Here is a 23,638-nt window from a genome sequence, read left to right on the forward strand (position 1 = left end):
GGCCGGACCCGCCGCCCTGCGCGTCGGACCCGGGGCCCTGCGCGCCGCGCCCGCCGCGCTGCCGATGGCCGGCGCGGCGGGCAGGCGGTGTCCGAAGGGCGAAACCCGTTCGCATACCCGCCCCCCTTCTCCCATACGCTTGTCCTGTGACTCCCGCTGAGCTCTCCCGCACCGTCCTGCGCTCCGTGCGCGGTGCTGTCGAGGCGCGGGAGCTCGTGCTGGCGGAGAGTGCCCTGCCCGAGCGGGTGGAGGTGGCCCCGCCGCCGCATGACGGCTGTGGGGACTACGCCACGAATGTCGCGCTGCGGCTGGCGAAGGCCGCGGGGGCGCGGCCGCGGGAGGTCGCGGGGGTCGTCGCCAAGCGGCTGGCCCGGGTGCCGGGGATCGCGGCGGTGGATGTCGCCGGGCCCGGATTTCTGAACATCACGCTGGGGGGCGACGCCCCTGCCGCGCTCGTCCGGGACGTGCTGGCGGCGGGCCCCGCGTACGGCCGGCGCGGGCGACTCCCCGAGGCCGCCTCCCCGGGCGTCCATCTCACCTCGCCCCCCGTCGACCTCCGTCCCGCCCCCGGCCCCCGGGCTGCGGCTGTCGCGGACGCGTTGCGGGCGATCATGGAGGCCGCGGGGGAGGGGACCCGGCCCGGTGGGGAAGCCGTGCGACCCGTCCCCGTGAAGGACACGACCGGGGAGTACGTCACCGCCGACGAGTTGCTCGCGCGGCTCGGGCGGGACGAGATGCGGTGGGTGTTGGTGTACCCCGCCGCGCATGATCACGTGCGGGTTCCGGAGCGGCCGGTGCAGCGGGAGGGCAATCCGCGGTTCCTGGTCCAGTACGCGTACGCTCGTACGTGCGCAGTGTCGCGCAACGCCCACGACCTGGGCGTGCTCGGTGCGGGCGCCGATGGGGTCGGCACGGAAGAAGCCGTCGTTTCCGGAACGGAAGAAGCTGTCGTTCCCGGAGCCGCCACGGACGAGGCAGTCGCCGGCGGAACGGCCACCGACGGTGTCATCGCCCCTGACGGTGCCACCGCCGCTGAAAGTGACGTCCCGTACACGCCCCTGCACGCCGCACTGGCCGCCTACCCCGCGGTGCTCGCGGCCGCCGCGCGGCTGCGGGCGCCCGACCGGCTGGCGCGGCACCTGGAAGTGACCGCCGACGCCGTCCTCCGCTTCCTTGCCAGTTGTCCGCCGCTTCCCGCCGGAGAGCAGAAACCCATGGCCGTTCACCGCGCCCGGCTGGCCGTCGCCCAGGCCGCCGGTACGGTGCTCGCGAACGGCCTGACCCTGCTGGGCGTCTCCGCACCCGAACACCTCTGAACCTCCGAGGGGATCTCCCACCGTCATGAGCCGTTCCGCGCACCCCGCAGGGCCCCGCCACGCCGACGTACTGCCCGAGGGCCACTACACCGCTCCGCCCGCCGATCTGAACGACCTGGACCCGCGGGTCTGGTCCCGGACGGTGCGGCGGGACGCCGACGGTGTCGTCACCGTCGGCGGGATGAGCGTTGCCGATTTGAAGGAGCAGTTCGGTACTCCCGCGTACTTCCTCGACGAGGACGACTTCCGGGAGCGGTGCCGGGCCTGGAAGGACGCCTTCGGGGAAGAGGCCGATGTCTTCTACGCCGGAAAGGCCTTCCTGTCGCGGGCCATCGTGCGGTGGCTGCACGAGGAGGGGCTGAACCTCGACGTCTGCTCCGCGGGCGAGCTGGCCACGGCGCTCGCGGCCGGGATGCCGGCGGAGCGGATCGCGCTGCACGGCAACAACAAGAGCGAGGGCGAGATCCGGCGGGCCGTGGAGGCCGGGGTCGGGCGGATCGTCGTCGACTCGTTCCAGGAGATCGCGCGGGTCGCGCACATCGCCGACCGGCTGGGGAAGCGGCAGGCGGTGCAGATCCGGGTGACCGTGGGCGTGGAGGCGCACACGCACGAGTTCATCGCCACCGCGCACGAGGACCAGAAGTTCGGTATCGCGCTGGCCGACGGGCAGGCCGCCGAGGCCGTGCGCCGGGTGCTGAAGCTGGACGGGCTGGAGCTGACCGGCATCCACTCGCACATCGGGTCGCAGATCTTCGACATGGCCGGCTTCGAGGTGTCCGCGCGGCGCGTCGTGCAGCTGCTGGCGGACGTGCGGGAGGAGCACGGGGTCGAGCTGCCGGAGATCGACCTGGGCGGTGGCCTCGGTATCGCCTACACCTCGGACGACGACCCGCGGGAGCCGCACGAGATCGCGAAGGCGCTCGGGGAGATCGTGCGGCACGAGTGCGAGGCCGCCGGGCTGGCCGTGCCGCGGCTCTCGGTCGAGCCGGGCCGCGCCATCGTGGGCCCGACCGCGTTCACCCTGTACGAGGTGGGCACGGTCAAGGAGCTGGAAGGCCTGCGGACGTATGTCAGCGTCGACGGCGGGATGTCGGACAATATCCGTACGGCGCTGTACGACGCGGAGTACAGCGTGGCGCTGGTCTCGCGGACCTCGGACGCCGCGCCGATGCTCTCGCGGGTGGTCGGCAAGCACTGCGAGAGCGGTGACATCGTCGTGCGGGACGCGTTCCTGCCGTCGGACCTGGCGCCGGGTGACCTGCTGGCCGTGCCGGCGACCGGTGCGTACTGCCGGTCGATGGCCAGCAACTACAACCACGCGCTGCGGCCCCCGGTCGTGGCGGTGAGCCAGGGCGAGGCCCGGGTGATCGTGCGGCGCGAGACGGAGGAAGATCTCCTGCGGCTCGATGTCGGATAAGTGAAATAGATGTCTCGGGATCTGGACGAAGTCAAGAAATTGCCGTCCGGTGAGTGAGACTGGTCCATTGCGAACAGGTCCCGGTCCCTCGGGACCGCAACACGGAAGAAGCAGAGGTCGAATGATGCGTACGCGTCCGCTGAAGGTGGCGCTCCTGGGCTGTGGTGTGGTCGGCTCAGAGGTGGCACGCATCATGACGACGCACGCGGACGACCTCACAGCCAGGATCGGCGCGCCCGTGGAGCTCGCGGGCATCGCCGTCCGCCGCCCGGACCGGGTCCGGGAGGGCGTGCCCGCCGAGCTGGTCACCACCGACGCGACCGCGCTGGTCAAGCGCGGGGACATCGACGTGGTCATCGAGGTCATCGGCGGCATCGAGCCGGCCCGGAAGCTCATCACCACCGCCTTCGAGCACGGCGCGAGCGTGGTCTCCGCCAACAAGGCGCTGGTCGCGGCGGACGGCGCGGCGCTGCACGCGGCCGCCGAGGAGCACGGCGCGGATCTGTACTACGAGGCCGCGGTGGCCGGTGCGATTCCGCTGGTCCGGCCGCTGCGCGAGTCGCTGGCCGGGGACAAGGTCAACCGGGTGCTCGGCATCGTGAACGGCACGACCAACTTCATCCTCGACAAGATGGACACCAGCGGCGCCGGCTACAGCGAGGCGCTGGACGAGGCGACGGCGCTGGGGTACGCCGAGGCCGACCCGACCGCGGACGTCGAGGGGTTCGACGCCGCCGCCAAGGCCGCGATCCTGGCCGGCATCGCCTTCCACACCCGGGTGACCATCGACGACGTGCACCGCGAGGGCCTCACCGAGGTCACCGCGGCCGACATCGCCTCCGCCAAGCGCATGGGCTGCACGGTCAAGCTGCTGGCGATCTGCGAGCGGGCCGCCGACGGTGCTTCGGTCACCGCGCGGGTCCACCCCGCGATGATCCCGCTGACCCACCCGCTGGCGTCCGTGCGCGAGGCGTACAACGCCGTCTTCGTGGAGTCGGACGCCGCCGGGCAGCTGATGTTCTACGGTCCCGGCGCCGGTGGCTCGCCGACCGCCTCGGCCGTCCTCGGCGACCTGGTCGCGGTCTGCCGCAACAAGCTCAGCGAGGCCACCGGGCCGGGCGAGTCCGCGTACACGCAGCTCCCGGTCGGCCCCATGGGCGAGGTCGTCACCCGCTACCACATCAGCCTCGATGTGGCCGACAAACCCGGCGTCCTGGCCCAGGTCGCCATGGTCTTCGCCGAGCACGGCGTATCGATCGATACGGTGCGCCAGCAAGGCCGGCCGGACGGAGGCGGCGAGGCGTCCCTCGTCGTCGTCACCCACCGCGCCGCCGACGCGGCGCTGTCCTCGACCGTCGAGGCGCTGCGCAATCTGGACACCGTCCGGGGCGTCGCCAGCATCATGCGGGTCGAAGGGGAGTAAAGGAACCCATGTCTGCCATTACCAGCGCCGGTACCACCCACCAGTGGCGCGGCATCATCGAGGAGTACCGCGACCGCCTGCCGGTCAAGGACACGACCGAGGTCGTCACCCTGCGCGAGGGCGGTACGCCGCTCGTGCCGGCGCAGGTGCTCTCCGAGCGCACCGGCTGTGAGGTGCACCTCAAGGTCGAGGGCGCCAACCCCACCGGTTCCTTCAAGGACCGCGGCATGACGATGGCCATCACCCGGGCCAAGGAGGAGGGTGCGCAGGCCGTCATCTGTGCCTCCACGGGCAACACTTCGGCCTCCGCGGCGGCGTACGCCGTGCGTGCCCGCATGGTCAGCGCCGTACTGGTCCCGCAGGGCAAGATCGCCCTGGGCAAGATGGGCCAGGCCCTGGTGCACGGGGCGAAGATTCTCCAGGTCGACGGGAATTTCGACGACTGTCTGACGCTCGCCCGCGGGCTCTCGGAGAAGTACCCGGTCGCACTTGTGAACTCCGTCAACCCGGTCCGCATCGAGGGCCAGAAGACCGCGGCCTTCGAAATCGTGGACATGCTGGGCGACGCGCCCGACATCCACGTGCTGCCGGTCGGCAACGCCGGAAACATCACCGCGTACTGGAAGGGCTACAAGGAGTACGCGGCCGACGGGATCTCCTCCCGCGCGCCGCGCATGTGGGGCTTCCAGGCGTCCGGCAGCGCGCCGATCGTGCGTGGCGAGGTGGTCAAGGACCCGAGCACGATCGCCACCGCGATCCGCATCGGCAACCCGGCCTCCTGGTCCTTCGCGGAGGCCGCGCGGGACGAGTCGGGCGGCGCCATCGATGAGGTGACCGACCGTCAGATCCTCGCTGCGTACCGCCTGTTGGCCTCGCAGGAGGGTGTCTTCGTGGAGCCGGCCTCGGCCGCTTCGGTGGCCGGTCTGCTGAAGGCCGCCGAAGAGGGCAGGGTCGACCCGGGCCAGAAGATCGTGTGCACCGTGACCGGCAACGGTCTGAAGGACCCGGACTGGGCGGTGGCCGGCGCGCCGCAGCCGGTGACGGTTCCGGTCGACGCGGACGCCGCCGCCGAGCGGCTGGGCCTGGCGTAAGGCATCTGTCGTAAGACAAAAAATCGACCGGAAACAGCCGGTCGGAACGGTCCGGACGGGGTCGGCGCGCGTGTCGCACCGGCCCCGCAGGACCCGCAGGGCAAATCCTGCAAAGGCTGCAAAGTGAGTGGTGTGGCATGAGAGGGCGCGCGACACGAATCGTGCGCCTCCCGTGCGCCCTATGTCGCCACTGAACCTTCCTTCGATAGGCTGGCAGCCAACTCCCCTCCCCGCGGCATAGTGCAGTGGTGTGCAGGGCAGGTCAGAACGGACCCCATGAGCCGATCAGGTGCCTCGGCACCGCGGCGCTCCGGGGCAGTACCGCAGTTTCACATCAAGGAGAGTCATCGAGCGATGGCCGGTCCAGCGTTCCGCGCCGCCGCCGTCCGGGTGCGCACCCCCGCCACCAGCGCCAATCTCGGTCCCGGCTTCGACGCCCTCGGCCTGTCCCTGGGCCTGTACGACGACGTCGTAGTACGCGTCGCCGACTCCGGGCTGCACGTGGACATCGCGGGTGAGGGTGCCGACACCCTGCCGCGCGACGAGAGCCACCTGCTCGTACGGTCCCTGCGCACCGCATTCGACCTGCTGGGCGGGCAGCCGCGCGGCCTGGAGGTCGTCTGTGCCAACCGCATCCCGCACGGCCGGGGCCTCGGCTCCTCCTCCGCGGCCATCTGCGCCGGCATCGTCGCGGCGCGCGCCGTGACGATAGGCGGCGAGCAGAAGCTCGACGACGCCGCGCTGCTGGAACTGGCCACCGAGATCGAGGGCCACCCCGACAACGTCGCCGCCTGTCTGCTCGGCGGATTCACCCTGTCCTGGATGGACGCCGGCGCAGCGCGAGCCATCAGGATGGACCCCGCCGATTCCGTCGTTCCGGTGGTTTTCGTACCGGGTAAGCCCGTGCTCACCGAGACCGCCCGGGGCCTGCTGCCGCGGACCGTCCCGCACGGTGACGCCGCGGCGAACGCCGGTCGCGCCGCACTGCTCGTCGAGGCCCTGACCAGGCGCCCCGAGCTGCTGCTCGCCGCGACCGAGGACCGACTTCACCAGGAGTACCGGGCGCCGGCGATGCCGGAGAGCGTGGCCCTGGTGAACCGACTGCGGGCGGACGGTGTCCCCGCGGTCGTCTCCGGCGCGGGCCCGACGGTGCTCGCGCTGGTCGAGGAGGGAGCGGCCGACAAGGTCGCGACCCTGGCGGGCGAGGGGTGGGCGGCCAACCGGCTGTCCCTCGACGCAGCAGGAACGAGCGTGCTGCCGCTCGCCGGGTGACCGACGGATTGCCGGTCTGAGAGAGGGGGAATGTTTGTTGGATCCGGTAGTGTTAACCTCAAGTGAGTACTCGACGCCGCAGCGGCGAGGTACTCCGTGTCCCCAGTCGGGACCACCTTTCTTCCGGGAGCCTCCCAACCTGCTTGGAGCGAAGGCCTAAAGCAGAAGCGAGCACGCTCCGGAAATCGGCGTGATGTGCATGAAGCGTGACCTGCATGAATGCGCAGCATCTTTCGCGTCGGAACCATGAACTGATCTCTCCGCCGAATCCGGCGGGACCACCGCCCCGGCCCGGCCCGTGAATGTCCAGGGACCGCGGTCGGACAGCACAACCGGTCGCCGAGCCAGACAGGCCGACGCCCGCTCCAGGGAAGGACCCTTCGTGAGCGACACCACCGATCTGATGGGCGTACGCACCGATGGCGATGCCGCAGCGCCCGCCACGGACGCTCCCGCCGCGCCTGCCACCGGGGCCGCCACTGGTGCCTCGCGGCGACGCCGTTCCGGCACCGGCCTCGAGGGCATGGTCCTGGCCGAGCTGCAGCAGGTAGCCTCCAGCCTCGGCATCAAGGGCACCGCGCGGATGCGCAAGAGCCAGCTCATCGAGGTCATCAAGGAGAAGCAGGCCGCCGGCGGAGCCGGTGCGGCCAAGGGCGCCGACGCGTCCGCCGAGGCTCCCGCCGAGGCCAAGCCGAAGCGCCGGGCCACCTCCAAGGCCCGTACCGGCGAGGCCGCGGCCGAGAAGAGCGCCGAAAAGACCGCCGAGAAGCCCGCCAAGGCGGAGAAGGCCGCGGACACCGCCGCCGGCCAGCAGCAGATCGACATCCCCGGCCAGGGCGCCAGTGACGAGCAGCCGGCGGGCGAGCGCCGCCGCCGCCGCGCCACCGCCGCGGCCGGCAGCCCCGAGTCCGCCGGCGAGGCCAAGGAGGGCTCGCGCGGCGAGGCCAAGGCCGAGGCGAAGACCGAGGTCAAGGACGGTCAGAAGGACGGTTCCGGCCAGGACGGCGAGGGCCGGAAGGGCGGCGAGGGCCGTCAGGACCGGGGTGACCGCCAGGACCGCGGTGACCGTCAGGACCGCGGCCAGAAGGGCGACCGCCGGGGCCGCGACCGGGACCGGGACCGGGACCGCCGCAAGAACAACGACGGCAACGACGGCGGCGGCCAGCAGGGCGGCGGCAACCGTCAGCAGGGCGGTGGCGGCGGTGGCAACCGCCAGGACGACTTCGACGACGACGGCCAGGGCGGCCGCCGCGGTCGCCGGGGCCGTTACCGCGACCGCCGTGGCCGTCGGGGCCGTGACGACTTCGGCGCCGAGCCGCAGGTCGCCGAGGACGACGTCCTGATCCCCGTCGCGGGCATCCTGGACATCCTCGACAACTACGCGTTCATCCGGACCTCCGGTTACCTCCCGGGCCCGAACGACGTGTACGTCTCCCTCGCCCAGGTCCGCAAGAACGGCCTCCGCAAGGGTGACCACGTCACCGGTGCGGTCCGCCAGCCCCGTGAGGGCGAGCGCCGCGAGAAGTTCAACGCGCTGGTGCGCCTGGACTCCGTCAACTCCGTCGCCCCCGAACAGGGCCGCGGCCGCCCGGAGTTCGGCAAGCTGACCCCCCTGTACCCGCAGGAGCGGCTGCGCCTGGAGGGCGAGGCCGGCCAGCTGACCACGCGGATCATCGACCTCGTGTCGCCGATCGGCAAGGGCCAGCGCGGTCTGATCGTGGCCCCGCCGAAGACCGGCAAGACCATGATCATGCAGGCGATCGCCAACTCGATCACCCGCAACAACCCCGAGTGCCACCTGATGGTCGTCCTCGTCGACGAGCGTCCGGAAGAGGTCACCGACATGCAGCGGTCGGTCAAGGGCGAGGTCATCTCCTCGACCTTCGACCGCCCGGCCGAGGACCACACCACCGTCGCCGAGCTCGCCATCGAGCGGGCCAAGCGCCTGGTGGAGCTGGGCCACGACGTCGTCGTCCTGCTGGACTCCATCACCCGTCTGGGCCGCGCGTACAACCTCGCGGCGCCTGCCTCCGGCCGCATCCTGTCCGGTGGTGTCGACTCGACCGCGCTGTACCCGCCGAAGAAGTTCTTCGGTGCCGCGCGCAACATCGAGGACGGCGGCTCGCTGACCATCCTGGCCACCGCGCTGGTCGAGACCGGCTCGCGGATGGACGAGGTGATCTTCGAGGAGTTCAAGGGCACCGGCAACATGGAGCTCAAGCTCGACCGGAAGCTCTCGGACAAGCGCATCTTCCCGGCGGTGGACGTGGACGCGTCCAGCACCCGTAAGGAAGAGATCCTGCTCGGCAGCGACGAGCTGGCGATCGTGTGGAAGCTGCGCCGGGTGCTGCACGCCCTGGACCAGCAGCAGGCCATCGAGCTGCTGCTGGACAAGATGAAGCAGACGAAGTCCAACGCGGAGTTCCTGCTCCAGATCCAGAAGACGACGCCGACCGCGGGCAACGGCAACGACTGACGCCCGCCGGCACCGTCGAGCGAAGCCCTCCCCGCCACCCGGCGGGGAGGGCTTCGTCGTGCCGTCACCCGTGCGTCCGGGCCGTGAAAATGCTGTGACGCATGCCGCGTCCGACAGCCGCGCCCTGAGACCTTCCGCACAGACATAAAGTCCGCAAACGTCCCGTCCCGTATACGGCAGACCGGACAAAAGCCCTGGTGAGCGAGGTGCGAACGGCTGTACGCCGGCTCCGGCACGCCCGGCCGGAGCGACCGGGACGGCCCCGCCGTCTGTGCAACCCTTCCCGGATGCCTCCCGTCTGACAAGGTGCGGGACACCACCGGTGAGAGGACGTGACAGCCGGGGACGGCGAGGCCAGCCGAGCAGCAAGGACTGAGGAGCAGATGGCGGACAGCAGCAGGGCCGCGCGGACGGCCGAGGGCCGTTCCCGCGGCATACGCGCCACCGGCCGCCGGCGCAAGGGACCCACGAGGCGCCGCAGGGCGCTGACGATCACACTCTGCGCCCTGGTGAGCTGCGTGCTGCTGGGCGGCGCGGGGCTCGGGTTCGTCTACTACCAGCTGAACGGCAACCTCAAGGGCGTCGACATCGACGCGGCACTGGGCGCCGACCGCCCGGACGACGTCGACAACGGTTCGATGGACATCCTGGTGCTCGGCTCGGACTCCCGGGCCGGGGACAACGCCAAGTACGGCTCGGACGGCGGCGGCGCCCGCTCGGACACCGCGATGGTGGTGCACGTCTACAAGGGCCACAAGAAGGCCAGCGTCGTCTCCATCCCCCGGGACACCCTGATCTCGCGGCCCTCGTGCACCAAGGGCGGGCAGCAGACCCCCGGTGCGCAGCACGTCATGTTCAACACCGCGTACGAGGTCGGCGGTCCGGCCTGTGCCGTCAAGACGGTGGAGTCCATGAGCGGCATCCGTATGGACCATTTCGTCGAGGTCGACTTCAGTGGCTTCAAGAAGCTCATCACCGCCCTCGGCGGCGTCGAGATCACCACGAAGAAGGCGATCCACGACCCGGACAGCCACCTCGACCTGAACCCCGGCACCCACACCCTGGACGGCGAGCAGGCCCTCGGCCTGGTCCGCACCCGGCACGGCGTGCCCGGCGGCGACGGCAGTGACCTGGGCCGCATCCAGCTGCAGCAGACCTTCATCAAGGCGCTGATGGACCAGGTCAAGGACGTCGGTGTGCTGTCGAACCCGACGAAGCTGTACGACATCGGGGACACCGCCACCAAGGCGATCACCACCGACACCCGGCTGAACTCGGTCAACGCGCTGGTCGGCCTGGCCAAGAGCGTCGGGGGCATCGGCTCGGACCACATCAACATGGCCACCCTGCCGGTGACCTACGACCCGCAGAACCCGAACCGGGTGCTGCCGCTGGAGGCCGCGAACAAGCAGGTCTGGAAGGCGCTGCGGGAGGACAGGACCATCCCGAAGTCGGCCCTGAAGGACTCGGCCGGCGACAAGGGCGGCACGTCCGACTACGTACGGTGAGAGGGGCGGCTCCGTCTCCCGGCCCGCACCCGGGCCGGGAATAACGGCAGCCGCCCCCCGGTTTGGGGAGATGCGGCCAGTACTGGCAAACTGGACCGTCGGCCCCGGTTCACGTGACGCATCCCGCGAGCACGACCCGGTGCCCTCCCGATACATAGGAGAATCCCTTGAAGCGCGACATCCACCCGGAGTACTTCGAGACCCAGGTCAGCTGCACCTGTGGCGCCTCGTTCACCACCCGTAGCACCGTTGCGGACGGCACCATCCGCGCCGACGTCTGCTCCGAGTGCCACCCGTTCTACACGGGCAAGCAGAAGATCCTCGACACCGGTGGCCGCGTGGCCCGCTTCGAGGCCCGCTTCGGCAAGAACGCCGGGTCCGCCAAGAAGTAGCGACCCACAAGGCGCCGGTTCTCGGTCGCCCCCGCGCAGGGGCGACCGGACCGGCGTTTTGCCGTCAATGGCCCGCCGGTCCCCCCGGCCGCGGGCGCCCCCGGTACATCCCAGCCAGCAGAGGAACACCACGATGTTCGAGGCGGTCGAGGAACTGATCGGCGAGCACGCCGACCTCGAGAAGCGGCTCGCCGACCCCGCGGTCCACGCCGACCAGCGCGAGGCGATGCGGCTCAACAAGCGTTACGCCGAACTGACCCCGATCATCGCCACGTACCGCGCCTGGAAGCAGACCGGGGACGACATCGAGACGGCCCGCGAACTCGCCGCCGACGACCCCGACTTCGCCGACGAGGTGAAGGAGGGCGAGGTCCGCCGCGAGGAGCTGACCGAGAAGCTGCGGCTGCTGCTCGTCCCGCGCGACCCCAGCGACGACAAGGACGTGATCCTTGAGGTCAAGGCCGGCGAGGGCGGCGAGGAGTCCGCGCTGTTCGCCGGCGACCTGCTGCGGATGTACCTGCGCTACGCCGAGCGCCTCGGCTGGAAGACCGAGATCCTCGAAGCCAACGAGTCCGACCTCGGCGGCTACAAGGACGTCCAGGTCGCCGTGAAGACCAAGGGCCAGACCGAGCCCGGCCAGGGCGTGTGGGCGCGCCTCAAGTACGAGGGCGGGGTGCACCGCGTGCAGCGGGTGCCCGCCACCGAGTCCCAGGGCCGTATCCACACCTCCGCCGCCGGCGTGCTCGTCACGCCCGAGGCCGAGGAGGTCGAGGTCGAGATCGGCCCGAACGACCTGCGGATCGACGTCTACCGCTCCTCGGGCCCGGGCGGCCAGTCGGTCAACACCACCGACTCCGCGGTGCGCATCACCCACCTGCCCACCGGCATCGTCGTCTCCTGCCAGAACGAGAAGAGCCAGCTGCAGAACAAGGAGCAGGCGCTCCGCATCCTGCGCTCCCGGCTGCTCGCGGCGGCGCAGGAGGAGGCCGAGCGGGAAGCGTCGGACGCCCGCCGCAGTCAGGTACGTACGGTCGACCGTTCCGAGCGGATCCGGACCTACAACTTCCCGGAAAACCGGATCTCCGACCACCGGGTGGGCTTCAAGGCGTACAACTTGGACCAGGTGCTGGACGGCGAGCTCGACCCGGTCATCCAGGCCTGCGTGGACGCCGACTCGGCGGCCAAGCTCGCCGCAGCGCAGTAAGCCGCGGGCGGGCGCCCGGCGCCCGCTTCACACCGCACGACCGAAGTACGTACCGGCTGGAGGACCAGTGCAGCAGTCTCCCGGGGGCCGTCCCCCCAAGGCCCGGTCTGTGCTGCTCGCCGAGGTGGCCCAGGCGACCCAGCGGCTGGCCGACGCCGGCGTGCCCTCGCCCCGCTTCGACGCCGAGGAGCTCGCCGCCCACGTGCACGGCGTGAAGCGGTCCCAGCTGCACATGGTGGGCGACGCGGACTTCGACGCCCGGTACTGGGAGGCGATCGCCCGCCGCGAGGCCCGCGAGCCGCTCCAGCACATCACCGGGCGCGCCTTCTTCCGGTACCTGGAACTGCACGTCGGCCCCGGGGTGTTCGTGCCCCGGCCGGAGACCGAGTCGGTGGTGGGCTGGGCCATAGACGCCGTCCGCGCGATGGACGTCGTCGAGCCGCTCATCGTCGACCTGTGCACCGGCTCCGGCGCCATCGCGCTCGCGCTCGCCCAGGAGGTCCCGCGCTCGCGGGTGCACGCCGTGGAGCTGTCCGAGGACGCCCTGGTGTGGACACGCAAGAACGTCGAGGGGTCCCGCGTCGTTCTCCATCAGGGCGACGCGCTGACCGCGCTGCCCGAGCTGGACGGCCAGGTGGACCTGGTCATCTCCAACCCCCCGTACATCCCGCTGACCGAGTGGGAGCACGTGGCACCGGAGGCGCGCGACCACGACCCCGAGCTCGCGCTCTTCTCCGGTGACGACGGCCTGGACACCATCCGGGGCATCGAGCGCACCGCACACCGCCTGCTGCGGCCCGGCGGCGTCGTCGTGATCGAGCACGCCGACACCCAGGGCGGCCAGGTGCCGTGGATCTTCACCGAGGAGCGCGGCTGGGCGGACGCGGCCGACCACCCCGACCTGAACAACCGCCCGCGTTTCGCGACCGCCCGCAGGGCGATGCCGTGACCGCACCCGCAGCTCCCGACCGGGCCCCGGCCGCCGCCGGGCGCCGCCGTTCCCACCCCACCACCGTTCCGCACCAGGAGGCCCGCTAATGGCACGGCGATACGACTGCAGCGACGCGACCGACCGCGCGACCGGCCTGCGTGAGGCCGCCTCGGCGGTCCGGCGCGGGGAGCTGGTCGTGCTGCCGACCGACACCGTCTACGGGGTCGGCGCGGACGCCTTCAGCTCGGAGGCCGTCGGCGACCTCCTGGAGGCCAAGGGCCGCGGCCGCAACATGCCCTCGCCGGTCCTGGTCGGCTCCCCGAACACCCTGCACGGCCTGGTCACCGACTTCTCCGAGCAGGCCTGGGAGCTGGTCGACGCCTTCTGGCCCGGCGCGCTGACCCTGGTCGCCCGGCACCAGCCGTCGCTGACCTGGGACCTGGGGGAGACCCGTGGCACGGTGGCGGTACGGATGCCGCTGCACCCGGTCGCCATCGATCTGCTGACCGAGTTCGGCCCGATGGCCGTCTCCAGCGCCAACCTCACGGGACACCCGTCCCCGCAGGACTGCGACGCGGCGCAGGAGATGCTGGGCGACTCCATCTCCGTGTACCTCGACGGCGGGCCCACCCCGGCCGCCGTACCGTCCTCCATCGTCGACGTCACCGGGAAGATCCCGCGGCTGCTGCGGGCCGGCGCGATCGACGCCGACGAGCTCCGCAAGGTCGTACCCGAGCTCGAGGTGGCCAATTGATGGCCCCGCAGGGGCGTGGCATAGCGGGAACGCAGGACGACTACACCTTCCGCATCCTCCACGTCAGCACCGGCAACGTCTGCCGCTCGCCGATCACCGAGCGGCTGCACCGCCATGGCCTGCAATGCAGACTCGGTACCGAGCTGACCAGCGGCATCGTGGTGGAGAGCGCCGGCACCTGGGGCCACGAGGGCGCCCCGATGGAGACCCACGCCGCCACCGTGCTGGCCGACTACGGCGCCGACCCCGACGGGTTCATCGGCCGTGAGCTGCTGGACGAGCACGTCATCCGCGCGGACCTGGTGCTCACCGCCACCCGCGACCACCGCGCCCAGGTCATCTCCATGGGCCACTCCGCGGGGCTGCGCACCTTCACCCTCAAGGAGTTCAACCGGCTGGTGAAGGCCATAGATCCGGCCACCCTGCCCGAGCCCGACCCGGCGCTGCCCGACGGCGGCCTGGTGGACCGCGCCCGCGCGCTGGTGGGCGCGGCGGCCGCGCTGCGCGGCTGGCTCCTCGCGCCGAACGCCGAGGCCGACGAGGTGCACGACCCCTACGGCGCGCCCATCACGTTCTTCCGCTCCATCGGCGACGAGATCAACCAGGCCCTCGACCCGGTCGTCACCGCCCTCACAGGAGTCCCCGCACGCGCCTGAGCGGCCCTGTGCCGCCCTGCCCGCCGGCCGGCCGTAAAGACCCCTCGCCACCCGCCCGGCCGCCCCGTCGCGCCGTACACCGCGCCCGGAGGCCGTTCCGCGCCTACATTGGACGTACGTCCCCCGTACGAGGCCCGGAGCGAGCGATGTCAGCGACTCCCGCGTCCACCCGCAGCGCCACCCCGCACGCCCGGCCGGTCCGGCAGCAGAGCGACGGCCGGCCGCCCGGGAGCATGGCCGCAGAGCCCTGGGGCGGCCCCGGCTTCGACCAGTTGCGCGCCCAGGACCCGCAGATCGCCGACGCGCTGCTCGGCGAGAGCGCCCGGCAGGCGTCGGGCCTCCAGTTGATCGCCGCGGAGAACTTCACCTCGCCCGCCGTGCTCGCCGCGCTCGGCTCCCCGCTCGCCAACAAGTACGCCGAGGGCTACCCCGGCGCCCGCCACCACGGCGGCTGCGAGCTGGTGGACTTCGCCGAGCGGACGGCGGTGGAGCGCGCCAAGGCCCTCTTCGGCGCCGAACACGCCAACGTGCAGGCCCACAGCGGCTCTTCGGCCGTGCTGGCCGCCTACGCCGCCCTGCTGCGCCCCGGGGACAGCGTGCTGGCCATGGCGCTGCCGCACGGCGGCCATCTGACGCACGGCTCGGCCGCGAACTTCTCCGGCCGCTGGTTCGACTTCGCCGGGTACGGCGTGGACCCGGACACCGGGCTGCTGGACTACGCCGCCATCCGGGAGCTGGCGGTGCGGCGCCGCCCCAAGGCCATCGTCTGCGGCTCGATCTCCTATCCGCGCCACATCGACTACGCGGCCTTCCGGGAGATCGCCGACGAGGTGGGCGCGTACCTCATCGCGGACGCCGCGCACCCCATCGGGCTGGTGGCCGGGGGAGCGGCGCCGAACCCGGTGCCGTACGCCGACGTGGTCTGCGCGACCACCCACAAGGTCCTGCGCGGCCCGCGCGGCGGCATGATCCTGTGCGGCGCCGACCTGGCCGAGCGGATCGACCGGGCGGTGTTCCCGTTCACCCAGGGCGGTGCGCAGATGCACACGGTCGCGGCGAAGGCGGTCGCCTTCGGGGAGGCGTCGATGCCGGCGTTCGCGGCGTACGCCCATCGGGTGACGGGCAATGCGCGGACGCTCGCCGCGGCGCTGGAGGCCGAGGGGCTGACGGTGACCACCGGGGGCACCGACACCCACCTGATCACCGCGGACACCGCGCCGCTGGGGCTGGACGCCCGGACGGCGCGCGGGCGGCTGGCCGCGGCCGGCATCGTCCTGGACACCTGCGCGCTGCCCGGTCCGGCGGACGCCGCGAAGCGCAGGACCGGCATCCGGCTGGGTACCGCCGCCGTTTCCACTCAGGGAATGGGGGAAGCAGAGATGACACGCATCGGGGCACTGATCGGAGCGGCGCTGCGGGAGGACGGCACGGTCCGTGCGGGGACCACGGAACTGGTCCGGAACTTCCCGCCATATCCCCCACTGGCCTGAATCGGGGAACCGTTCGCGCGCGAGGAACGTCGTTACCTACATTCACGGCTGAGGGGCGGACACGCATATGGTGTGTGGCTGTGATGGCCAGCGATACCAATGGGGCAGCCCGTGCGTGAATACCTGCTGACGCTGTGCGTCACGGCCGCGGTCACTTACCTGCTGACCGGGCCGGTACGGAAATTCGCGATCGCGGCCGGCGCGATGCCGGAGATCCGCGCCCGCGACGTGCACCGCGAACCGACGCCGCGACTCGGCGGCATCGCGATGTTCGGCGGTCTGTGCGCGGGTCTGCTCGTCTCCGCCCACTTCACGAACATCAAGAGCGTCTTCGAGTTCTCCAACGAGCCGCGGGCGCTCCTCTCGGGCGCCGCGCTGATCTGGATCCTCGGCGTCCTGGACGACAAGTGGGGCGTGGACGCGCTCATCAAGCTCGGCGGGCAGATGATCGCCGCGGGCGTGATGGTCCTCCAGGGCCTGACCATCCTGTGGATCCCGGTGCCCGGCGTCGGCACGGTCTCGCTGACCCCCATGCAGGGCACGCTGCTCACCGTCGCGCTGGTCGTGATCACCATCAACGCGGTGAACTTCGTCGACGGCCTGGACGGCCTCGCCTCCGGCATGGTGTGCATCGCGGCCGCGGCGTTCTTCATGTACGCGTACCGCATCTGGTACGGCTACGGCCTGGAGGCGGCGGCGCCCGCTTCCCTCTTCGCGGCGATCCTGATGGGCATGTGCCTGGGCTTCCTGCCGCACAACATGCACCCGGCGCGGATCTTCATGGGCGACTCGGGCTCGATGCTGATCGGGCTGGTGCTGGCGGCGGGCGCGATCTCCGTCACGGGCCAGGTGGACCCGGACGCGATGCAGCTGTTCGCCGGTTCGGAGCGGGCCGCGGTGCACACGATGGTGCCCGTCTACATCCCGCTGCTGCTGCCGCTGACCATCATCGCGGTGCCCTTCGCCGACCTGGTCCTGGCGATCGTGCGGCGTACCTGGAACGGTCAGTCGCCGTTCACCGCCGACCGCGGCCACCTGCACCACCGGCTGCTGGAGATCGGTCACTCGCACAGCCGCGCGGTGCTGATCATGTACTTCTGGTCGGCGCTGATCGCGTTCGGCGCGGTGGCGTACTCGGTCAACAACGCCAGCGTCTGGATCGTCCTGGGCATCGTCGCGCTGAGCGCGGTCGGCCTGGGCCTCCTGCTGCTGCCGCGGTTCACGCCGCGGGCGCCGCGCTGGGCGGAGCGGATGGTGCCCCCGCGGTACCGGCGCCGGGCCGTCGCGACGGACGCGGAGGGCACGGCTCCGGAAGCCGGTTCCGCGGACGCGGAGGCGGGGGAGGAGCCGCGGGAAGTGGTGCCGGCCGGGATCAACGGAGCGACCGCGATCGGCGACCGGTCCCGCTTCCAGGACTGGCGACGGGTCGGCAGCCGGCACTGAACGAGAGGTTCCGGAAACTTCTTTGGAACATGTTCGAGATTATGTTCGCCACACTGAAAATCGGACTATTCTGTGCCCATAGCACACAAAGTGGCGGCTGTCAGTGCACCAACGCGCGGAGTACTGCTCACGTGTGACAGGTAGCACACGAAGTAGGTAAAGACCTCATCAAATAGTTTGTGATACCGTTCACGAGACCCGGTGATAGAGCCGTAAGTCCCGAATCGATCGGGCCGCTCGGCTCGGCTGACCACCGTCGTACCGGGTCTACGCTCGTCCGCGAGCACACCCGCCCCCACCCCGCCGGAGCGCCGCCATGCAGTCACATGACGCTCGCCTGTTTCTTCGTGCCCTCGTACCCACGCTTGTCGTCGGCGCTCTCGCCGTCGTCGTCAGTGCGCTGGTCGCCGGCGGCAAGGGCGCGATCGGTGCCGTGTTCGGTGTGGCGCTGGTGCTCTTCGTGATGGGCATCAGCCTCGTCGTCCTTCAGCAGACCGCGAAGAAATACCCCGCGCTGTTCCAGATGATGGGGCTGCTGCTGTACGCCGTGCAGATCCTGTTCGTCGGGGTCTTCCTGCTCGCGTTCAAGGACACGTCTCTTTTTGATACGAAGGCCTTCGCGTTCACACTGCTCGCCTCGACCCTCGTGTGGATCGCCGCACAGGCCCGCGGCTACATGAAGGCGAAGATTCTCTACGTCGACCCCGAAGCCGCGGAAGCCAAGCGCGCGGAAACGGCGGGGTCCACGCCGTGAGACGTAGGGCCGGGATAAACGCAGCCGTGAGAGCCTGCTATCGTCCGGTGCCATCTGCGGCACAGTTGGCGCAGGCGGCGCGGCTCCCGAGTCCCCCGGGGCAGGAAGTACGAATCCTGCGGCCCCCGCCTGTGATGCGAACCGGCCCAGTGCCGATGTGCCGCCCCCAAATCCGTAAGACCAGTCCAGTGCCGTTCCGCGGATCAACGCCGCGCCGACACAACGAGGTTGCCGTACCTATGCGCCACGCTGAAGGAGCTCGCGGTGAGTGCTGACATGAATACGCTCGCCTTTAACACCGAGTGCCACCTCTTCATTCCAGGGTGTGGCTTCGAGGCTCCCGGCCTGCACTCGTTCGTCTTCGACCCGCTCTTCTCGATCGGCAGCTTCAACTTCAACAAGCCGATGCTGCTGGCCCTGGTCAGCACCGTCGTCGTGGTGTGGTTCTTCTGGGCTGCTTTCGGCCGGGCCAAGGTCGTGCCGGGCAAGCTGCAGATGATCGCGGAGGCCGGTTACGACTTCGTGCGCCGCGGGCTCGTGTACGACGCGCTCGGCAAGAAGGAGGGCGACAAGTACGTCCCCTTCATGGTCGCGCTGTTCTTCTTCGTATGGGTCATGAACATCTGGTCGATCATTCCGGTCGCCCAGTTCCCGGTGACCTCGGTCATCGCGTTCCCCGCCGGCCTGGCCCTGATGGTCTGGCTGCTCTGGGTGGGTCTGACCTTCAAGAAGCACGGTTTCGTCGGCGCCCTCAAGAACTTCACGGGCTACGACAAGTCGCTCGGCTGGGTCCTGCCGCTGCTGATGGTCATCGAGTTCTTCTCGAACCTGATCATCCGGCCCTTCACCCACGCGGTCCGGCTCTTCGCGAACATGTTCGCGGGCCACATGCTGATCGTGATGTTCACCATCGCCAGCTTCTACCTCGCGAACGGCGTCGGCTTCGTCTACGCGGGCGCGTCCTTCGTGATGACCATCGTGATGACCGCCTTCGAGCTGTTCATCCAGGCCGTCCAGGCGTACGTCTTCGTGCTGCTGGCCTGCAACTACGTCCAGGGCGCGCTCGCCGAGCACCACTGAGCACCCCGCCTCCCCGATACACACCAGACGTCCGGTGGCCAACCCCCATCGGTCCTTGAAAGAGAAGGAAGAACCGGCATGTCCGCTCTCCAGACCCTTGCCTCCGCCGACGCGTTCACCGGCAGCGCCAGCGCGATCGGTTACGGCCTGGCCGCCATCGGCCCCGGCGTCGGCGTCGGCATCATCTTCGGTAACGGCACCCAGGCCCTGGCCCGCCAGCCCGAGGCCGCCGGCCTGATCCGCACCAACCAGATCATGGGTTTCGCCTTCTGTGAGGCGCTCGCCCTCATCGGCATCGTCATGGGCTTCGTTTACAAGTAAGCCGAAGCACTACGACGACCCTTATAGACGGAAGGCATTGACGTGACCCTGGTCAGCCTGGCGAGTGAGGTAGAGGTTCCGCAGAACCCCCTCATCCCGCCGATCCCAGAGCTTGTCATCGGCCTGATCGCCTTCTTCATCGTCTTCGGCTTCCTCGCCAAGAAGCTCCTCCCGAACATCAACAAGGTTCTGGACGAGCGCCGCGCGGCGATCGAAGGTGGCATGGAGAAGGCGGAGGCCGCCCAGGCCGAGGCCCAGCAGGTCCTGGAGGACTACCGGGCCCAGCTCGCCGACGCCCGCCACGAGGCCGCTCGTCTGCGCCAGGAGGCGCAGGAGCAGGGTGCCGCGCTCATCGCCGAGATGCGTGCGGAAGGCCAGCGGCAGCGTGAGGAGATCATCGCCGCCGGTCACACCCAGATCGAGGCGGACCGGAAGCAGGCCGCGCACACGCTGCGTCAGGACGTGGGCAAGCTCGCCACCGACCTGGCCGGCAAGCTCGTCGGTGAGTCCCTCGAGGACCACGCCCGGCAGAGCCGCACCATCGACCGCTTCCTCGACGAGCTCGAGACCAAGGCGGCGACCGACACGGCGAAGGCCGAGGCCGGCCGATGAATGGAGCGAGCCGCGAGGCACTGGCCTCCGCACGCGAGCGCCTCGACGCACTGACGGACAACGCCTCCGTCGACGCGGCGAAGCTCGCCGAGGAGCTGGCTGCCGTCACCGCGCTGCTCGACCGCGAGGTGTCGCTGCGTCGGGTCCTCACCGACCCGGCGCAGGCCGGCGAGGCGAAGGCCGAGCTGGCCGGGCGCCTGCTGGGCAGCCAGGTCGGCGGCGAGACCGTCGATCTGGTCTCCGGCATGGTCCGCTCCCGCTGGTCGCAGTCGCGCGACCTGGTGGACGGCATCGAGGAGCTGGCGTACAGCGCCGACCTCACCGCCGCGCAGCGGGCCGGGGCGCTCGACGACGTGGAGGACGAGCTGTTCCGGTTCGGCCGGATCGTGTCCTCCTCGGCCGAGCTGCGCTCCGCACTGACCGACCGCCGGGCGGACGCCTCGGCCAAGGCCGAGCTGATCCGCTCGCTGCTGGGCGGCCGGGCGAACCCGGTCACCGAGCGCCTGGTCGTGCGACTCGTCGCACAGCCGCGGGGCCGTAGCCTGGAGGCGGGGCTGGACGCCCTGTCCAAGCTGGCCGCGCACCGCCGGGACCGGCTGGTCGCGGTGGTCACCTCCGCGGTGCCGATCAGTGAGAGCCAGAAGCAGCGCCTGGGCGCTGCCCTCGCCTCGCTGTACGGCCGGCGGGTCCACCTGAACCTCGACGTGGACCCCGAGGTCCTCGGCGGCGTGCAGGTACGCATCGGTGACGAGGTCATCAACGGGACCATCTCCGAGCGCCTGGACGAGGCGACCCGGCGGATGGCCGGCTGAAACAGCCAACCAACTCAACAGCATGAGCAGCGGCCCGAGTTGGGCCGTAACGCAGGGACAGCAACAGGGGGCGAACCCGCCCTCTGCCTGCGGCGGGGGAGCCCCATACCCCGCAACAAGACTTCGGGCCCAACAAGGAGAGCAGGGAACCCAGATGGCGGAGCTCACGATCCGGCCGGAGGAGATCCGGGACGCGCTGGAGAACTTTGTCCAGGCGTACAAGCCGGACGCGGCCTCGCGCGAGGAGGTCGGGACGGTCAGCGAGGCCGGTGACGGCATCGCGAAGGTCGAGGGACTTCCCTCGGCGATGGCGAACGAACTGCTGAAGTTCGAGGACGGCACCCTCGGCCTCGCGCTGAACCTCGAAGAGCGCGAGATCGGTGCGGTCGTCCTCGGCGAGTTCAGCGGTATCGAGGAGGGCCAGCCGGTGCAGCGCACCGGTGAGGTGCTCTCGGTCGCCGTGGGCGAGGGCTACCTCGGCCGCGTCGTCGACCCGCTGGGCAACCCGATCGACGGCCTCGGCGAGATCGAGTCCGAGGGCCGCCGCGCCCTGGAGCTGCAGGCTCCGGGCGTCATGGTCCGTAAGTCGGTCCACGAGCCGATGCAGACCGGCTACAAGGCCGTCGACTCGATGGTGCCGATCGGCCGCGGTCAGCGTCAGCTGATCATCGGCGACCGCCAGACCGGCAAGACCGCGCTGGCCGTCGACACCATCATCAACCAGCGCGACAACTGGCGCTCGGGCGACCCGAAGAAGCAGGTCCGCTGCATCTACGTCGCGGTCGGCCAGAAGGGCTCCACCATCGCGTCCGTGCGCGGTGCCCTGGAGGAGGCCGGCGCCCTGGAGTACACGACGATCGTCGCGGCTCCGGCGTCCGACCCGGCCGGCTTCAAGTACCTCGCCCCCTACACCGGCTCGGCCATCGGCCAGCACTGGATGTACGAGGGCAAGCACGTCCTGATCATCTTCGACGACCTGTCGAAGCAGGCCGACGCCTACCGTGCCGTGTCGCTGCTGCTGCGCCGTCCGCCGGGCCGTGAGGCCTACCCGGGCGACGTCTTCTACCTGCACTCGCGTCTGCTGGAGCGTTGCGCGAAGCTGTCGGACGACATGGGCGCCGGCTCGATGACCGGTCTGCCGATCGTCGAGACCAAGGCGAACGACGTGTCGGCGTTCATTCCGACCAACGTCATCTCCATCACCGACGGCCAGTGCTTCCTGGAGTCCGACCTGTTCAACGCGGGCCAGCGCCCGGCGCTGAACGTCGGTATCTCCGTCTCCCGAGTCGGTGGCTCCGCCCAGCACAAGGCCATGAAGCAGGTCTCCGGCCGCCTCCGTGTGGACCTCGCCCAGTTCCGTGAGCTGGAGGCGTTCGCCGCCTTCGGTTCCGACCTGGACGCGGCCTCCAAGGCCCAGCTGTCCCGCGGTCAGCGCATGACCGAGCTGCTCAAGCAGGGTCAGTACCAGCCGATGCCCGTCGAGGAGCAGGTCGTCTCCATCTGGGCCGGTACCACCGGCAAGATGGACGACGTCCCGGTGGAGGACATCCGCCGCTTCGAGCGCGAGCTCCTGGACTGGATGGGCCGCGAGAAGAAGGAGCTGCTCACCAGCATCGTCGAGGGCGGCAAGATGTCCGACGACACCATCCAGGCCCTTACCGAGTCGGTCTCCACCTTCAAGCAGCAGTTCGAGACCTCGGACGGCAAGCTGCTCGGTGAGGACGCTTCGGCCGGCGCCGCCAAGTGACGACGGAAGGGACCTGATCCATGGGAGCCCAGCTCCGGGTCTACAAGCGTCGCATCCGCTCCGTCACCGCGACCAAGAAGATCACCAAGGCGATGGAGATGATCGCCGCCTCGCGCATCGTCAAGGCGCAGCGCCAGGTGGCGGCATCGACGCCGTACGCGAGTGAACTGACCCGCGCGGTGACGGCGGTTGCTACCGGCTCGAACACCAACCACGCCCTGACGACCGAGGCGGAGAACCCGACCCGGGCCGCGGTGCTGCTCATCACGAGCGACCGCGGTCTCGCGGGCGGCTACTCCTCCAACGCCATCAAGGCCGCCGAGCAGCTCACCGAGCGGCTCAAGGGCGCGGGCAAGGAGGTCGACACCTACATCGTCGGCCGCAAGGGTGTGTCGTACTACGGCTTCCGCGAGCGCAAGGTCGAGGAGTCGTGGACCGGCTTCACCGACAGCCCGACGTACGCGGACGCCAAGGCCGTCGCCGCACCGCTCATCGAGTCCGTCCGGAAGGACACGGCCGAGGGCGGCGTGGACGAGCTGCACATCGTCTTCACCGAGTTCGTTTCGATGATGACGCAGACGCCGGTCGACGACCGGCTGCTGCCGCTCAGCCTCGACGCGAAGGACGGCGAGGACGAGTCGGCGAAGGACGAGCTGCTGCCGCTGTTCGACTTCGAGCCGTCGGCGGAGGACGTCCTGGACGCCCTGCTGCCGCGGTACGTGGAGTCGCGCATCTACAACGCGCTGCTGCAGTCCGCCGCCTCCGAGCACGCCGCCCGCCGGCGCGCGATGAAGTCGGCGACGGACAACGCGGAAGAGCTCATCAAGTCGCTCTCGCGGCTTGCAAACCAGGCCCGCCAGGCCGAAATCACCCAGGAAATCAGCGAGATCGTCGGTGGCGCGAGCGCACTGGCCGACGCGACCGCGGGGAGTGACTGAC

Annotated in this window: 21 protein-coding genes; all 21 read left to right on the plus strand. The window is 70.5% G+C overall.

The genetic code is table 11. The annotated features are described in order from the left end of the window. Positions 1–146: 146 nt before the first annotated feature. The 21 genes from nrtL to ACZ6WH_RS32065 all read left to right on the plus strand — a co-directional run bounded on the left by nrtL (position 147) and on the right by ACZ6WH_RS32065 (position 23,637). Complete coding sequence (gene nrtL / locus ACZ6WH_RS31965; protein WP_469732814.1) at positions 147–1,316, plus strand: ArgS-related anticodon-binding protein NrtL; 1,170 nt, start codon at positions 147–149, stop codon at positions 1,314–1,316. Positions 1,317–1,341: 25 nt separating this feature from the next. Beyond that, positions 1,342–2,733 (plus strand): diaminopimelate decarboxylase, encoded by a 1,392-nt coding sequence (gene lysA / locus ACZ6WH_RS31970; protein ID WP_469732816.1) that lies wholly within the window; start codon positions 1,342–1,344, stop codon positions 2,731–2,733. Positions 2,734–2,854: 121 nt separating this feature from the next. Next, complete coding sequence (locus tag ACZ6WH_RS31975; protein WP_432858811.1) at positions 2,855–4,156, plus strand: homoserine dehydrogenase; 1,302 nt, start codon at positions 2,855–2,857, stop codon at positions 4,154–4,156. A gap of 8 nt (positions 4,157–4,164) precedes the next feature. Beyond that, positions 4,165–5,247 (plus strand): threonine synthase, encoded by a 1,083-nt coding sequence (thrC, locus tag ACZ6WH_RS31980; protein ID WP_030621153.1) that lies wholly within the window; start codon positions 4,165–4,167, stop codon positions 5,245–5,247. Between the two features lie 354 nt (positions 5,248–5,601). Continuing rightward, positions 5,602–6,519, plus strand: a complete 918-nt coding sequence (gene thrB, locus ACZ6WH_RS31985) for a homoserine kinase (RefSeq protein ID WP_361555623.1) — start codon at positions 5,602–5,604, stop codon at positions 6,517–6,519. A 382-nt stretch (positions 6,520–6,901) separates the two neighbouring features. After that, entirely contained in the window at positions 6,902–8,995 is a 2,094-nt protein-coding gene (gene rho / locus ACZ6WH_RS31990) for a transcription termination factor Rho (protein ID WP_469732819.1), read from the plus strand. 383 nt (positions 8,996–9,378) lie between these two features. Beyond that, entirely contained in the window at positions 9,379–10,503 is a 1,125-nt protein-coding gene (locus ACZ6WH_RS31995) for an LCP family protein (protein ID WP_432858817.1), read from the plus strand. Positions 10,504–10,670: 167 nt separating this feature from the next. Beyond that, the gene (gene rpmE / locus ACZ6WH_RS32000) at positions 10,671–10,895 is read left to right on the plus strand and encodes a 50S ribosomal protein L31 (protein WP_469732822.1); all 225 of its coding nucleotides are present in this window, start codon (positions 10,671–10,673) and stop codon (positions 10,893–10,895) included. A gap of 133 nt (positions 10,896–11,028) precedes the next feature. Next, complete coding sequence (prfA, locus tag ACZ6WH_RS32005; RefSeq protein WP_399710386.1) at positions 11,029–12,099, plus strand: peptide chain release factor 1; 1,071 nt, start codon at positions 11,029–11,031, stop codon at positions 12,097–12,099. 67 nt (positions 12,100–12,166) lie between these two features. Then, entirely contained in the window at positions 12,167–13,048 is an 882-nt protein-coding gene (gene prmC / locus ACZ6WH_RS32010) for a peptide chain release factor N(5)-glutamine methyltransferase (protein ID WP_432858820.1), read from the plus strand. Between the two features lie 88 nt (positions 13,049–13,136). Further along, the gene (locus ACZ6WH_RS32015; protein ID WP_361555638.1) at positions 13,137–13,784 is read left to right on the plus strand and encodes an L-threonylcarbamoyladenylate synthase; all 648 of its coding nucleotides are present in this window, start codon (positions 13,137–13,139) and stop codon (positions 13,782–13,784) included. After that, positions 13,781–14,440, plus strand: a complete 660-nt coding sequence (locus ACZ6WH_RS32020; RefSeq protein WP_361555641.1) for an arsenate reductase/protein-tyrosine-phosphatase family protein — start codon at positions 13,781–13,783, stop codon at positions 14,438–14,440. Before ACZ6WH_RS32015 ends, ACZ6WH_RS32020 begins: the two co-directional genes overlap by 4 nt. A 146-nt stretch (positions 14,441–14,586) precedes the next feature. Then, a complete protein-coding gene (locus tag ACZ6WH_RS32025) occupies positions 14,587–15,930 on the plus strand; it encodes a serine hydroxymethyltransferase (protein WP_469732825.1) in 1,344 nt (447 codons plus the stop codon). Positions 15,931–16,029: 99 nt separating this feature from the next. After that, a complete protein-coding gene (locus tag ACZ6WH_RS32030; RefSeq protein ID WP_469732827.1) occupies positions 16,030–17,373 on the plus strand; it encodes an MraY family glycosyltransferase in 1,344 nt (447 codons plus the stop codon). Between the two features lie 316 nt (positions 17,374–17,689). Beyond that, entirely contained in the window at positions 17,690–18,127 is a 438-nt protein-coding gene (locus tag ACZ6WH_RS32035) for a hypothetical protein (RefSeq protein WP_362208658.1), read from the plus strand. 276 nt (positions 18,128–18,403) lie between these two features. Further along, the gene (atpB, locus tag ACZ6WH_RS32040) at positions 18,404–19,207 is read left to right on the plus strand and encodes a F0F1 ATP synthase subunit A (protein WP_469733210.1); all 804 of its coding nucleotides are present in this window, start codon (positions 18,404–18,406) and stop codon (positions 19,205–19,207) included. A 78-nt stretch (positions 19,208–19,285) separates the two neighbouring features. Next, on the plus strand, positions 19,286–19,528 hold the full coding sequence (gene atpE / locus ACZ6WH_RS32045; RefSeq protein ID WP_143940224.1) for an ATP synthase F0 subunit C: 243 nt from the start codon (positions 19,286–19,288) through the stop codon (positions 19,526–19,528). Positions 19,529–19,576: 48 nt separating this feature from the next. After that, a complete protein-coding gene (locus tag ACZ6WH_RS32050) occupies positions 19,577–20,140 on the plus strand; it encodes a F0F1 ATP synthase subunit B (RefSeq protein WP_469733212.1) in 564 nt (187 codons plus the stop codon). Continuing rightward, the gene (locus tag ACZ6WH_RS32055) at positions 20,137–20,952 is read left to right on the plus strand and encodes a F0F1 ATP synthase subunit delta (RefSeq protein WP_432858829.1); all 816 of its coding nucleotides are present in this window, start codon (positions 20,137–20,139) and stop codon (positions 20,950–20,952) included. Before ACZ6WH_RS32050 ends, ACZ6WH_RS32055 begins: the two co-directional genes overlap by 4 nt. Positions 20,953–21,106: 154 nt before the next feature. Then, positions 21,107–22,699 carry a F0F1 ATP synthase subunit alpha gene (gene atpA, locus ACZ6WH_RS32060; RefSeq protein ID WP_432858831.1) on the plus strand — a complete coding sequence of 531 codons (1,593 nt, stop codon included), beginning with the start codon at positions 21,107–21,109 and terminating at the stop codon, positions 22,697–22,699. 20 nt (positions 22,700–22,719) lie between these two features. Then, entirely contained in the window at positions 22,720–23,637 is a 918-nt protein-coding gene (locus tag ACZ6WH_RS32065; RefSeq protein WP_469732831.1) for a F0F1 ATP synthase subunit gamma, read from the plus strand. Position 23,638 lies beyond the last annotated feature (1 nt).

This window comes from Streptomyces sp. NPDC050806, from assembly GCF_055586425.1.

Excerpts from the sequence above, each read along its gene's own strand:
- ACZ6WH_RS32065 (WP_469732831.1), top strand. The coding sequence starts at position 22,720 with ATGGGAGCCCAGCTCCGGGTCTACAAGCGTCGCATCCGCTCCGTCACC.
- ACZ6WH_RS32015 (WP_361555638.1), top strand. The coding sequence starts at position 13,137 with ATGGCACGGCGATACGACTGCAGCGACGCGACCGACCGCGCGACCGGC.
- lysA (WP_469732816.1), top strand. The coding sequence starts at position 1,342 with ATGAGCCGTTCCGCGCACCCCGCAGGGCCCCGCCACGCCGACGTACTG.
- ACZ6WH_RS32055 (WP_432858829.1), top strand. The coding sequence starts at position 20,137 with ATGAATGGAGCGAGCCGCGAGGCACTGGCCTCCGCACGCGAGCGCCTC.
- prfA (WP_399710386.1), top strand. The coding sequence starts at position 11,029 with ATGTTCGAGGCGGTCGAGGAACTGATCGGCGAGCACGCCGACCTCGAG.
- atpA (WP_432858831.1), top strand. The coding sequence starts at position 21,107 with ATGGCGGAGCTCACGATCCGGCCGGAGGAGATCCGGGACGCGCTGGAG.
- ACZ6WH_RS31995 (WP_432858817.1), top strand. The coding sequence starts at position 9,379 with ATGGCGGACAGCAGCAGGGCCGCGCGGACGGCCGAGGGCCGTTCCCGC.
- thrC (WP_030621153.1), top strand. The coding sequence starts at position 4,165 with ATGTCTGCCATTACCAGCGCCGGTACCACCCACCAGTGGCGCGGCATC.
- ACZ6WH_RS31975 (WP_432858811.1), top strand. The coding sequence starts at position 2,855 with ATGATGCGTACGCGTCCGCTGAAGGTGGCGCTCCTGGGCTGTGGTGTG.
- ACZ6WH_RS32030 (WP_469732827.1), top strand. The coding sequence starts at position 16,030 with ATGGGGCAGCCCGTGCGTGAATACCTGCTGACGCTGTGCGTCACGGCC.
- ACZ6WH_RS32025 (WP_469732825.1), top strand. The coding sequence starts at position 14,587 with ATGTCAGCGACTCCCGCGTCCACCCGCAGCGCCACCCCGCACGCCCGG.
- thrB (WP_361555623.1), top strand. The coding sequence starts at position 5,602 with ATGGCCGGTCCAGCGTTCCGCGCCGCCGCCGTCCGGGTGCGCACCCCC.
- ACZ6WH_RS32035 (WP_362208658.1), top strand. The coding sequence starts at position 17,690 with ATGCAGTCACATGACGCTCGCCTGTTTCTTCGTGCCCTCGTACCCACG.
- atpE (WP_143940224.1), top strand. The coding sequence starts at position 19,286 with ATGTCCGCTCTCCAGACCCTTGCCTCCGCCGACGCGTTCACCGGCAGC.
- atpB (WP_469733210.1), top strand. The coding sequence starts at position 18,404 with ATGAATACGCTCGCCTTTAACACCGAGTGCCACCTCTTCATTCCAGGG.